This is a genomic window from Robiginitalea marina, assembly GCF_024006985.1.
GTDB lineage: Bacteria > Bacteroidota > Bacteroidia > Flavobacteriales > Flavobacteriaceae > Robiginitalea > Robiginitalea marina.
Window position 1 is genome coordinate 71,976 of the sequence record NZ_JAMXIB010000007.1, and the last position, 12,351, is coordinate 84,326.

General features: G+C 57.0%; 12 protein-coding genes. 6 read left to right on the forward strand and 6 right to left on the reverse strand.

The window, feature by feature from the left end; all coding sequences use genetic code 11:
* Positions 1-26 precede the first annotated feature (26 nt).
* Entirely contained in the window at positions 27-2,882 is a 2,856-nt protein-coding gene (gene gcvP, locus NG653_RS10035; protein WP_252741570.1) for an aminomethyl-transferring glycine dehydrogenase, read from the reverse strand.
* Positions 2,883-3,017: 135 nt separating this feature from the next.
* Between gcvP and NG653_RS10040 the strand changes: the two genes are divergently transcribed.
* Entirely contained in the window at positions 3,018-3,839 is an 822-nt protein-coding gene (locus NG653_RS10040; RefSeq protein ID WP_252741571.1) for a UbiA prenyltransferase family protein, read from the forward strand.
* A gap of 11 nt (positions 3,840-3,850) precedes the next feature.
* On the opposite strand, the gene NG653_RS10045 is transcribed toward NG653_RS10040, so the two are convergent.
* The gene (locus tag NG653_RS10045; RefSeq protein WP_252741572.1) at positions 3,851-4,078 is read right to left on the reverse strand and encodes a hypothetical protein; all 228 of its coding nucleotides are present in this window, start codon (positions 4,076-4,078) and stop codon (positions 3,851-3,853) included.
* Between the two features lie 7 nt (positions 4,079-4,085).
* Positions 4,086-4,643 carry a sigma-70 family RNA polymerase sigma factor gene (locus NG653_RS10050; protein WP_252741573.1) on the reverse strand — a complete coding sequence of 186 codons (558 nt, stop codon included), beginning with the start codon at positions 4,641-4,643 and terminating at the stop codon, positions 4,086-4,088.
* A 72-nt stretch (positions 4,644-4,715) separates the two neighbouring features.
* Between NG653_RS10050 and NG653_RS10055 the strand changes: the two genes are divergently transcribed.
* Positions 4,716-5,078 carry a rhodanese-like domain-containing protein gene (locus tag NG653_RS10055; RefSeq protein ID WP_252741574.1) on the forward strand — a complete coding sequence of 121 codons (363 nt, stop codon included), beginning with the start codon at positions 4,716-4,718 and terminating at the stop codon, positions 5,076-5,078.
* Positions 5,079-5,106: 28 nt separating this feature from the next.
* Here NG653_RS10055 and NG653_RS10060 read toward each other — a convergent pair whose 3' ends face one another.
* From NG653_RS10060 to NG653_RS10070, 3 genes are read right to left on the reverse strand one after another with little or no spacing between them, the layout of a single operon-like run.
* On the reverse strand, positions 5,107-7,137 hold the full coding sequence (locus NG653_RS10060) for a M3 family metallopeptidase (RefSeq protein WP_252741575.1): 2,031 nt from the start codon (positions 7,135-7,137) through the stop codon (positions 5,107-5,109).
* 46 nt (positions 7,138-7,183) lie between these two features.
* Entirely contained in the window at positions 7,184-7,681 is a 498-nt protein-coding gene (gene purE, locus NG653_RS10065; protein WP_252741576.1) for a 5-(carboxyamino)imidazole ribonucleotide mutase, read from the reverse strand.
* Entirely contained in the window at positions 7,674-8,843 is a 1,170-nt protein-coding gene (locus tag NG653_RS10070) for a 5-(carboxyamino)imidazole ribonucleotide synthase (RefSeq protein ID WP_252741577.1), read from the reverse strand. Before NG653_RS10070 ends, purE begins: the two co-directional genes overlap by 8 nt.
* Before the next feature lie 112 nt (positions 8,844-8,955).
* On the opposite strand from NG653_RS10070, the gene NG653_RS10075 reads away from it, so the two are divergent.
* The 4 genes from NG653_RS10075 to NG653_RS10090 all read left to right on the forward strand — a co-directional run bounded on the left by NG653_RS10075 (position 8,956) and on the right by NG653_RS10090 (position 12,152).
* On the forward strand, positions 8,956-10,071 hold the full coding sequence (locus NG653_RS10075; protein WP_252741578.1) for an adenylate kinase: 1,116 nt from the start codon (positions 8,956-8,958) through the stop codon (positions 10,069-10,071).
* Positions 10,072-10,112: 41 nt separating this feature from the next.
* Complete coding sequence (obgE, locus tag NG653_RS10080) at positions 10,113-11,114, forward strand: GTPase ObgE (RefSeq protein WP_252741579.1); 1,002 nt, start codon at positions 10,113-10,115, stop codon at positions 11,112-11,114.
* A gap of 57 nt (positions 11,115-11,171) precedes the next feature.
* Positions 11,172-11,693 carry a DUF4136 domain-containing protein gene (locus NG653_RS10085; protein ID WP_252741580.1) on the forward strand — a complete coding sequence of 174 codons (522 nt, stop codon included), beginning with the start codon at positions 11,172-11,174 and terminating at the stop codon, positions 11,691-11,693.
* Between the two features lie 303 nt (positions 11,694-11,996).
* Positions 11,997-12,152, forward strand: a complete 156-nt coding sequence (locus NG653_RS10090; protein WP_252741581.1) for a hypothetical protein — start codon at positions 11,997-11,999, stop codon at positions 12,150-12,152.
* Positions 12,153-12,351 lie beyond the last annotated feature (199 nt).

The following is a 12,351-nucleotide window of genomic DNA, read 5'->3' on the forward strand; positions in this document are numbered from 1 at the left end:
CCTGTACCCGCATACGGGCCTGGCCGTTATTCATCAGCCTCTGCATACGCCTCAATGGGGTCGCAGGTGCAAACCAGGTTGCGGTCGCCGTAAGCATCATCGACCCGACGTACCCCGGGCCAGAATTTGTTCTCCCCTACATAAGGGAGGGGGAAGGCAGCCTGTTGCCGGCTGTAGGGATACTCCCAGGCATCCGCAGTGACCATCTCCAGGGTATGGGGTGCATTTTTTAGCAACGGGTTTGGCTCGCTTTCAGAAGACCGGGCAATTTCTTCCCGGATAGACAGCAGGGCATCGCAGAAGCGATCCAGTTCTTCGAGACCCTCACTTTCCGTAGGCTCGATCATCATGGTGCCGGCCACGGGAAAAGAGACAGTCGGGGCATGGAAGCCGTAATCCATAAGCCTTTTGGCGATGTCAGTAACCTCCACCCCCTGCTTTTTGAAATCGCGGCAGTCTATGATCATTTCGTGGGCTGCCCTGCCCATCTCGCCCGTATACAGGACGGGATAGGCCTCCTGAAGGCGTTCTTTCAGGTAATTGGCATTCAGGATGGCTACCCGCGTGGCCTGGGTCAGGCCTTCGGCCCCCAGCATGCGGATATAGGCATAGGAAATCAGGCAAACCAGGGCGCTGCCCCAGGGCGCTGCCGAAATCGCTGGGATGGCAGAGTCCCCACCCGTGGGGACCACGGGGTTTCCTGGCAGGAATTTCGCCAATTGCGGGGCCACGCAGATAGGGCCCACCCCGGGACCGCCACCCCCGTGCGGGATGGCAAAGGTCTTGTGAAGGTTCAGGTGGCAGACGTCCGCCCCGATGGTCGCGGGGTTGGTCAGGCCCACCTGGGCATTCATATTGGCCCCATCCATATAGACCTGCCCGCCGTGCTCGTGGATCAGGCGGGTAACCCTGCGGATGGAGGACTCGAAAACCCCGTGCGTAGACGGGTAGGTCACCATAAGGGCAGCCAGGTTTTCGCTGTGCGCCCGTACCTTTTCCTCGAGGTCCGCCTCGTCGATATTCCCCTTCTCATCGGTTTTGGTGACCACCACCCGCATGCCTGCCATGACGGCGGAGGCGGGGTTGGTCCCATGGGCAGATGCCGGGATGATACAGACGTTGCGGTGGGTATCCCCCCGTGATTCGTGGTAGGCCCTGATGAGCATGAGCCCGGCATACTCGCCCTGCGCCCCGGAATTGGGCTGGAGGGAAGTGGCCGCGAACCCTGTAATTTCGGTCAGGTAGGCTTCCAGCTTGCGCAGCATTTTATGGTAGCCGGCGGCCTGGGCCACCGGTACAAATGGGTGGATGTTGCTCCATTCGGGCATGCTCAGGGGAAGCATTTCCGTGGCGGCGTTCAGCTTCATGGTACAGGAACCCAGGGAGATCATGGAATGGTTCAGGGCCAGGTCCCTTCGCTCCAGTTTTTTCAGGTAACGCATCAGTTCCGTTTCCGAATGGTAGCGGTTGAAGACGTCCTGCTGCATGAAGGCTGACTGCCTGTGTAGGCCTTCCGGGATGGCGGCCCGGTTACCCGGCCGGGCAGGGCCCTCGAAGGATTTGCCCATTGCCTGGGCGAACACCGAAAGGATGTCTTCAACATCCTGCATATCGGTGGTTTCATTCAGGGAAATACAGACTTCCCCTGCTGAGGGAAAGTGGAAATTCATCCCGGCGGCTTCTGCCAGCGCCCTGACCTTTTCAGCAGGGGCTTCCAGGCAAAGGGTGTCGAAAAAATGCTGGTTTTTCAAAGCGATCCCCATGGCCTCCAGGCCATCGGCCAGGGTCACCGCCAACTGGTGGATGCGGGTGGCGATTTTTTTGAGCCCGTCGGGCCCGTGGTACACCCCATAGGCCCCGGCCATTACGGCCAGCAGGACCTGGGCCGTGCAAATATTGGAGGTGGCTTTGTCCCTCTTAATGTGTTGTTCCCTGGTTTGCAGGGCCATGCGCATGGCCGGTTTGCCGTCCACGTCCCGGCTCATGCCGATGATGCGGCCGGGAATGCTTCGCTTGTATTCCTCGCGGGTGGCAAAATATGCGGCGTGGGGCCCGCCATACCCCATGGGGATCCCGAAGCGTTGCGTGGTCCCCACCACGACGTCAGCGCCGAATTCCCCCGGGGGGACCAGCAGGCAGAGGCTCATCAGGTCAGCAGCCACTGCGACTTTGAGGTCGAGGGCATGCGCTTTTTCGATAAAGCCGGCCAGGGGGTGTATCGCGCCGTCCCTGGAGGGATATTGCAACAGGGCCCCGTAAAAGGTATGATCCAGGCCTGCATCTTCGGGGTCACCCAGCACCAAATCTATCCCCAGGGGTTTCGACCGGGTTTCCAGCAATGCCAGGGTTTGGGGCATCACATCATGGGCCACAAAGAATTTCAGGGCACCGTTCTTCTTCTGATCGCGGCTCCTCAGGTCATAGAGCATGGTCATGGCTTCGGCCGCAGCGGTGCTTTCGTCCAGCAGGGAGGCGTTGGCCAGCTCCATCCCGGTCAGGTCGCAGACCATGGTTTGGAAGTTCAGCAGGGCCTCCAACCTGCCCTGGGCGATCTCTGCCTGGTAAGGGGTATAGGCGGTGTACCACCCCGGGTTTTCCAAAATGTTCCTTTTGATGACCGAGGGGGTGATACAGGGGTGGTAGCCCAGGCCGATAAAGGTCCTGAAGAGTTGGTTTTCCCCTGCAAGCTGGTGGATGTGCACCAGGTATTCATACTCCGTCATGGGGGCATCCAGCGCCATGGGCTTTTTCAGGCGGATATCGTCAGGGACCGTCTGGTCTATTAGTTGGTCCAGGTCCCTGACCCCTATGGTTTTAAGCATATGGGGCAGGTCAGAGGGGCGTATGCCTATATGCCTGGAGGCGAATTGGTCTGTATTCATGATGTGGCGGATTCAGCTTACAAGTGCACAAAATTAGCACTTAATTCCCGGATTCCCTCCTTTTTGGGAATACCCGTCCGCGGAAAGTTTTTAACCAAAAAAAAAGCTTATGAACACTTTCTATACCTTTGTTTTGTGCGCCTTCCCAAACTGCTTTTCGATGTGTATGTCAGGGCCAGCCTCCATGTCAGCCTGTCCCTGGTTTCCCTGGTCGCCTTTACCGGGGATGTCTTTGGGCTCCAGATTTCTTCGCATTATTATTGGGCTTTGTTTTTGGGTAGTGTAGCTGCTTACAACACCATCAAGTACGGGGTGGAAACCGGCAAGCACCTCCCCGGGCTGCCCGGGGGGGTCAGGCCGTTAATCACCGGAAGCCTGCTGGCCCTTTTCCTGGCCCTGTACCACCTGTTTTTCCTGCCCCCGGCTTACTGGTTCCTCCTGATGGCATGCGGGGCCATTTCGGCCCTGTATGCGGTACCCTTTCTGCCGGGGGTCCGGAACCTCAGGAGTTTTGGGTTGCTGAAGGTTTTCCTGGTCGCCTTGGTGTGGACCCTGGCCAGCCTTTGGATTCCCGCATGGGGAAGGCTGCAGGCCGGGATGTGGGATTTGCAGGTCGAGGGCTTCCAGCGAATACTGTGGATTTTCCTGCTGATGTTGCCCTTTGAGATACGGGACCTGCAGCGCGACCCCCCTTCCCTGCGCACTATTCCCCAGCGCTGGGGGGTCGCCGCCACCCGCCGCACAGGTTGGGCAGTCGCCCTGGTTTTTGTGCTGGCTACCTGGTTGAAGGATTCAACGGCCCCGGGGGAGTTGTTGTGCAAAGCGGTGACGGGTTTGCTGCTGGGGGCCGCCCTGGCCGGGGCTTCCGAACGCCAGGGAAAATATTACGCCTCTTTCTGGGTGGAAGGGATCCCGATTATCTCGTGGCTGCTGCTCAGGGGCCTCCAGGAACTTTGAAGGGGTAGGCACTACCGCGCCTGCCCAAGCCGCTGCTTCATGGCCTTTTTTTCCTCCTCCGAAAGCGTACTGGCTGCAGTGCGATCGAGGAGTCCGCTCAATTGGTTATTCTTCCGGCTGAATTCAATACAGGCCTTGCAATAGAGGGTATGGATGAAGTGCAGCCCCTTCTCGTAAAGGCTGGCCTCCCTGTACTGGGCTTTGGTGCAAATCGACTGTACCTTATCACATGAAATCATAGCTGTACTACGTTAACCACTGGCTGCCCAGGCATTCCATCAGCGCGGTCCGCGCCCGGTGGATGATCACCCATACGTTAGACGGGTTTACCCCCAGTTCCTTACAAATATCTTCCGTGTCCCACCCCTGTATGGACTTCAGGGTAAAGACCCTGGCGTGCCGTTCGGGCAGGCGGGAAAGGCAACGCTCGATGGCCAGGCCCAGTTCGGCGTTTTCAATGGCATCGTTTTCCCTCAGGCTTTCCGGGTCGGCCACCTGGCCTTCCAGCCACGACTCCTGCTCTTCCCCGCCGGTGCCAAAATCCATCCGCACTTCTGCCCTGCCTTTATGGGTATTTGCGCGCCGGTAATGGTCGATTACCTTGCGCTTCAGGATGGCCACCAGCCAGGTCCGTTCCGAGGCCCTGCCCTGGAAGTTCCCCATGGATTGCAGGCCGGCGATAAAGGTTTCCTGCACCAGGTCCCTGGCCAGCTCCTCATCGTTTACCCTGGTGAGCGCATAGCGGTAAAGGTAATCTGCGTAGCGGTCTACCCAGGTATCGGGGTGTAACTCCTGTTTTTCCATCCCTTCGGTTCGGTGCTAAATTAAAGGAATTTTAAAGATTAGTAGTACCTTTAAATTCCTTAGCACGTTGTCATGAAAAAGCTTGTTTTTTTGTTGCTCCTGAGCCTTTCGGTCCTTTCCTGCCAGGAAAAAACCCAGATGCCCATCACCGAATTCTCTGCCGCTGACCTGAAAGCAGGGGAATTGCTGGTCGATGTCAGGACCCCCGGGGAGTTCAGCCAGGGCCACCTGCCCGGGGCCTTGAACGTAGACTGGATGGCTGATGATTTTATCCGCCACTGGGATACCGTCTCCAGGGATCAGAAACTCTATCTCTATTGCCAGGCCGGGGTCCGAAGCGCCCATGCGGCCCGGGTGCTGGATTCCCTTGGGTTTCGGGTAGTGGACCTCACCGGGGGCTATGCCGAATACCTCAGGGCCCGGCCGCGGGAATAGTGGTCCCCGGGGCTTGCCCCTGGCGGCTTCAGGCCGGGCTGCCCAGCAGGCCTGCCCGCTCGAGCAGGGCGTCCAGTTCCGGTTCCCGACCCCGGAAGCGGATATAGAGTTCCATGGGGTCTTCCGTGCCCCCCCTGGAGAGGATATGCTTTTGGAACCGGTCCGCCACCTCCCGGTTGAAAATACCCCGTTCCCTGAAAAAGGCAAAGGCATCGGCATCGAGTACCTCCGCCCACTTATAGCTGTAATACCCTGCGGAATACCCGCCCTGGAAGATGTGTGAAAACGAAGGGCTCATGCAGGTTTCCGCAGGTTCCGGATAAAGCCTGCACCCTGCCATTGCGCTTTCTTCATGGGCCTTAACGTCGGAAACCCCTGTGGGGTCACCCCCGTGCCAGGCCATATCGAGCAGGGCAAAACTGACCTGGCGCACCGTGGCCATCCCTTCCTGGAAGTTGGAAGTCGCCCTGATTTTCTCCACCAGTTCCCCGGGGATGACTTCCCCGGTTTGGTAATGGCGCGCAAATAGGCGGAGGGCTTCCGGTTCATAACACCAGTTTTCCATGATTTGGCTGGGCAGTTCAACAAAATCCCAGTAAACGGAAGTGCCTGAAAGCCCTGGGAAGGTGGTATCGGCCAGCATGCCATGCAGGGCATGGCCAAACTCGTGGAAAAGGGTGGTCACTTCGTCGAAGGTCAGCAGGGAGGGCAGGGTCTGGGTCGGCCTTGTAAAGTTGCACACGATGGAAACATGTGGCCGTTCGCTTTCCCCCCCTTTGCGGAACTGTGGCTTGTAGGACGTCATCCACGCCCCTGCCCGTTTTCCGGGCCTTGGGTGGAAATCGGCGTAGAACAGGGCCGTGAAGGTCCCCTGCCCATCAAACACCCTGAAAACCTGTACTTCCCCGTGATAGGTTTCTATGGTCGGATCCGCTTCAAATCGCAGGCCGAAAAGGTTCCCGGCGACCTGAAACATCCCCTGCAGCACCCGGTCGAGCTCGAAATAGGGTTTTAGCTGCTCTTCATCCAGGTCGAATTTGTCCTGCTTTAGTTTTTCGGAATAGAAGGCGCTATCCCACTTTTCCAGTTGGCCCAGCCCGTCCCGTCCCAGCGCATAGGCCTGCAATTCATCCAGTTCCCGGTGTGCTGCGGGAAGCGCCTTGTCGAGGAGTTCCTTCAGGAAGGCCGTGACCTGGGCCGGGGATTTTGCCATCCGCTCCTCCAGGACGAAATGGGCGTGGTTTTCGTAACCGAGCAACCGGGCCCGTTCGAACCGCAACCGGGCGATGCGCAGCAGGATTTCCCGGTTGTCGAGGGCATCGCCATGAAACCCTTTGCTGCCGAAAGCCAGGGCCATTTTTTTGCGTAGTTCCCGGTTTTCTGCGTATTTCATGAAGGGCAGGTAACTCGGGTAGTCCAGGGTGAAAACCCAACCCTCTTTCCCGCGGCTTTGTGCCAGATCCCTGGCCGCTTCCCGCTGGGCCCCGGGAAGGCCTTCCAGGTCCCCGGGATCTGTGAGGTGGAGTTCAAATTTCTGGGTTTCTTCCAGCACATGTTCCCCAAAGGTGAGTTTGAGCCCGGCGAGTTCCGCATCGATTTCCCGAAGGCGTTGTTTATCCTTTTCGGAAAGCATGGCCCCGTTGCGGCTGAAGTGCCTGAACTTTCGTTCCAGCAACATGGCCTCCTCTGCGTTAAGGGCCTTTCGGTCGACATGTTCATAGACCTCCCGGATCCTTTTGAAAAGCGATTCGTTCAGGGTGATGTCATTGGCAAAGGCCGCCAGCATGGGGGAGATCTCCTGGGCGAGGCCCTGGATTTCCCTGTTGGTTTCTGCAGAATTCAGGTTGAAGAAGATACTGGTGATCCGCTCAAGGGTATACCCGGCGTAGTCCAGGGCGGCTACCGTATTCTCAAAGGAAGGGGGTTCCGGGTTTTCGGCAATGGCATCGATCTCCGCCCTGGCCTGTGCCAGGGCCTCGACGAAGGCCGGTTTGAAATGCGCAGTTTCCAGTTTGGAAAAGGGGGCGCTGTCAAAAGGCTGTAACAAGGGGTTTTCCATGGACTCCTTTACGTTTTGTTGTCGGAACAGGTAGGTGATTCCGGGTTCAGGACCGGTATTTTTCCCGCGTCTCGCGGGCTCCCTGAGAAACTTTCTCCTGCAGGCCGGTTTTAAAGGCCACGATCTTTTTCAGGAGTGCAGGGTCATGGCTGGCGAGGATCTGGGCGGCGAGGATGCCTGCATTCCTGGCCCCGTTCAGGGCCACGGTGGCCACGGGCACCCCCGCGGGCATTTGGAGGATCGACAGGACGGAATCCCACCCGTCTATGGAGTTGCTGCTTTTTACCGGGACCCCGATTACCGGCAGGGGCGAATAGGCCGCCAGCATTCCGGGGAGGTGGGCCGCGCCCCCTGCCCCGGCAATGATTACGGATATGCCGCTCAGGTGGGCGGTTTTTCCGAATTCGGCCAGTTTATCAGGGGTCCTGTGGGCCGATACGATATCCACGAAGGTTTCGATCCCGAAAGTTTGCAGTACCTCTATAGCTTCCTGCATAACGGGAAGGTCGCTGGTACTGCCCATAACCACGGCTACTTTACTCATGATCTTGTTTTTTTGATACCACCTCAATGCGTTGTTTAACCTCGGCCGCCCGTTCCCTGGCCCGGTCGATGGAGGGGTCCACAATGGTCACATGCCCCATTTTCCGGAACGGCCGGGTTTCTTTTTTTCCATAGATATGCGGGGTCACGCCGGGCATGGCGAGGATGTCCTCCAGCCCCTGGTAGTGTACCGGGCCCCTGTACCCTTCGGCCCCGACCAGGTTTACCATAACGGCGGTTACCTTGCTATCGGTCTGGCCCAGCGGCAGCCCGAGGATGGCCCTCAGGTGTTGTTCAAACTGGTTGGTAAAGCTGCCCTCAATACTGTAATGCCCGCTGTTGTGCGGCCTTGGGGCAATTTCGTTGACCAGGATTTCATCTTCCTGAGTTCGGAAGAGCTCTACCGCCAGCAGGCCCACATGGCCCAGGCTTTCCGATACCTGCAGGGCCACTTCCCTGGCCTTTTGGGCAACCCCTTCAGGGATTCGCGCCGGGCAAAGGACGTATTCCACCTGGTTGGCCTCGGGGTGGAATTCCATTTCCACCACGGGGTAGGTCCGGGTCTGGCCCAGGGAGTTCCGCGCCACGATAACAGCCAGTTCATTTTTGAACGGCACCAGTTCTTCCGCAATGCATTCCACATTGGGCAATCCCCGGAGGTCCTCTGCGTTGCGCACGATTTTCACCCCCTGTCCATCATAGCCGAATTGCGCGCTTTTCCACACAAAGGGAAAGGCGATCCCTCCGTTGCGAAGGCTGTCTGAAATTTCGCTCGTGTAGGCGTACCGGCTGAAAGGGGCGGTCGGGATGCCCGCGTCCCTGTAAAAAAGCTTCTGGCGGGCCTTGTTCTGGATGACCTGCAGCACCCCGGGTTGCGGATACACCCTTACGCCGCTTGCTTCCAGGTCTTCGAGGGCCCTGGCATTCACATTTTCAATTTCTATGGTAAGCAGGTCGGCATCCCTGCCGAAATCCATCACGGCCTGGTAGTCCATAAGGTCACCCTGTATGAAGGTATTGCAGGCGAGGCGGGCCGGGGCCTCTGCCGAGGGATCCATTACCCGGGTCCGGATGTCCCATTTCCTCGTTTCATAGAGGAGCATTTTTCCAAGCTGTCCCCCTCCCAGGATCCCCAGTGTAAAATCGGATGAAAAATAGCTCATAACCTTGCGACCCGTAGGTCCTGTTTGGGCAAAAATACCACTAAATATCAGAAAGCACAGGGCCTGCCTGAAAAAGAAAAATCAAAACACTATCTTCGCACCCTAAGCAGGTATGGAAAAATCTATCAGCCTTTTAGGGAAGCGTTTTGTGCCTTTTTTAAGCGAAGGGGAGATCCTGGAAGCCGTACAAAAGGTGGCTGACCAGGTGGCCCGGGACTATAGGGAACAGACCCCTATTTTTGTCGGGGTCCTGAACGGGGCCTTTATGTTTGTTTCCGACTTTCTGAAGCGTTATCCCTACCCATGCGAGGTCACCTTTGTAAAGCTCAGTTCTTACCGCGGGCTCACCTCCACCGGTATTGTCGAGACCCTGCTCGACCTGCCCGACGATCTCGAAGGCCGGCATGTGATCATCCTGGAAGATATCGTGGATACGGGCCGGACGCTGAAGGAACTGGTCCATATGTTTTCCAACAAGAACGTGAAGGATTTCAGGATTGCCGCCCTTTTCTACAAATCGGAAGTCTATAACGGGGAGTACCCGATTGACTACTTTGGGATGGAAATCCCCGATAAATTTATCGTGGGGTATGGCCTGGACTACCGGGAACAGGGGCGGAACCTGCGCAATGTATACCAAGTAAACCCACAAGCCATGATCAACCTGGTTTTATTCGGCAAACCTGGGGCCGGAAAGGGGACCCAGGCGGCTTTTTTAAAGGAAAAGTACGGCCTTATCCATATATCCACCGGGGATGTTTTCCGGTACAACATCAAAAATGGGACGGAACTGGGGAAACTCGCCCAGGACTTTATGGACCGGGGGGAACTGGTGCCCGATGAAGTAACCATTAAAATGCTCCGCGACGAGGTGGAACGCAACCCGGAGGCCTCAGGGTTCATTTTTGACGGCTTCCCCAGGACCACGGCCCAGGCCGAGGCCCTGGACCACCTGCTCGAAAGCAAGGACATGCGCATCGATGCCACCATTGCCCTGGAAGCGGACGAGGAAGTCCTCACGGCCAGGCTCCTGGAGCGCGGCAAGGTCAGCGGGCGGACCGATGACCAGGATGCCGAAAAAATCCGGTATCGCTTTGAGGAATACAACCGCAAAACAGCCCCCCTGATTTCCTTTTACCAGGCCCAGGGAAAATTCCACAGCATCAACGGGGTGGGCGACATTAAGCAGATCACCGACCGGCTTTCCCGTATTATCGACGAGCTCTGAACGGGTTCGCGGCCTGGCCTGAGGGCCAAAAACCTTAACCAATGACTGAAGGCAACTTTGTCGATTATGTGAAGGTGCACCTTTCCTCTGGCAAAGGAGGGGCGGGCTCCGCCCACCTCAGGCGCGAGAAATTCGTGCCCAAGGGGGGGCCGGATGGCGGCGATGGCGGTAGGGGTGGCCACGTTATTATCCGGGGCAATGAGAACCTGTGGACCCTGCTCGGGTTCAAGTTCCAGAAGCATTTCAAGGCAGGGCACGGGGAAAACGGGGGGCGTCAACGCAGTACCGGTGCCGATGGGGAGGACGTGGTGCTGGAGGTACCCCTGGGCACGGTAGTCAAAGACGCCGAATCCGGAGCGGTCCTGTTTGAGATCACGGAGAACGGGCAGGAGGTAATTGCCGCAAGGGGCGGGCTTGGAGGCCGTGGGAACTGGCACTTCAGGACGGCGACCAACCAGACCCCCCGTTATGCACAGCCCGGTTTGCCGGGAGAAGAAATCAACCTTATCCTTGAACTGAAGGTCCTGGCCGATGTGGGGCTGGTTGGATTTCCCAATGCAGGCAAATCCACGCTCCTGTCCGTGATTACCTCGGCAAAGCCCAAGATTGCCGACTACCCCTTCACCACGCTAAAACCCAACCTCGGGATCGTCCAATACCGGGATTTCAAAAGTTTTGTGGTAGCCGATATCCCGGGGATTATTGAAGGCGCTTCCGAAGGGAAGGGGCTCGGCCATTACTTTCTGCGGCATATCGAACGCAATTCGGTGCTGCTTTTCCTGGTGCCGGCCGATAGCCCCGATATTGCCGGCGAATACCGGATCCTACTGGAGGAATTGCGAAAGTTCAACCCGGAATTGATGGACAAGCAACGCCTGCTGGCGGTCTCCAAATGCGATATGCTCGACCAGGAGCTCATTGAGGAGGTGCGCCGGGGCCTGTCGCGGGATCTGCCCGGAACGAAGCCGGTCTTTTTTTCATCGGTTTCCGGCCTGGGCCTCACTACCCTGAAGGATAGCCTTTGGCAACTTTTGAACGAATAATTCCCCTTGCGTTTCCGCAACACTTTCCGTTTGCTTAATTTTAGGAAAAAGGGTTCCATGAAAGGGTTCTGTGCGGTGATTATTTTGGCCTTTCTGGCTGCCTGTGCCCCGGTGCGCGTGCAATACGATTACGAGCCCGGTACCGTTTTTGCCAACTATAGCACCTATGCCCTGGTGGAAGGGTTGCAATCGGGACTGAGCGAACTGGACGAGCGAAGGCTCCTGGAGGCCGTGGACCGGGAATTGCGGAGCAAGGGCTTCACCCTCTCGGAGGATGCCGGGTTGCTGCTTGACATCCAAAGCAATATCTACCAGGATCCGAACCAGAGTTCCGTCGGTTTCGGCCTTGGGGGCACCGGGAGGAATGTGGGGGGCGGCGTGTCGGTGGGGGTCCCCCTGTCGGCGGGGCAGCTGCAGAGGGAAATCCGTTTTGAACTGATCGACCCCCGCCGGGGGCGTACCCTATGGCAGGCTTTCAGTCAGGACCGCTTTGATGAAATGGCGACCCCCCTGCAGCGGGAGGAACGATTTGCGCAGATCGCCGCCAGGGTTTTTGGCGGTTTCCCCCCGGAAAAGTAAGCATACCGCCTGCGTTCTGAGCCTCCATGCCCAGAGCAGCCCCCCAACCAACCCCGTAACTTTTTACTTTCCTTTATAGCCTGCCTGGCGGAAACCAGCGTGGCCATACCATTCAGTGCCCCCCTGCGACCGTTCATCATATTTTCCTTTCAGGCCCTTCCCCCCGATCCTATTTTTGATAAGAAATTCAAATCAATCAACAAAAAACACCTATGGTAGCCCTTGTAAAATTAGTGATTAGCCTTATTGTGGGGATATTCCTTTAAAGGCAGCGTATTCCGATAACTCTAAATCAACGATGTCATGAAAACAGAAAGTGGAATTTGTAAATTAAACAACGACAAATCACCCGGGGAAATACGGTGGAAGGCAGTTTTGGTTACCCTCGGGGTCGTGGTGGTTTTTGGGACCCTCGGGTTTTTCTTTGGGAGGATGCTGTATTGGTTCTTTAATTCCTAAGGGCCCACCCTCCCGCCCGGGAATCAAATAACATCTTTTCCCTGTAACCCCCAATCAGGATGAAAAAACATTTTTCCCGGCGGAGTGCCGACATGCGGCTTTCCCGACCTGGAAGGTTTCTGAGCCTGAAATAGTGCGCTATCAGGTACCATGGGAAATTGCACTCCTCTGACTGAAAAAAGGTATGTTTGAAAATAAT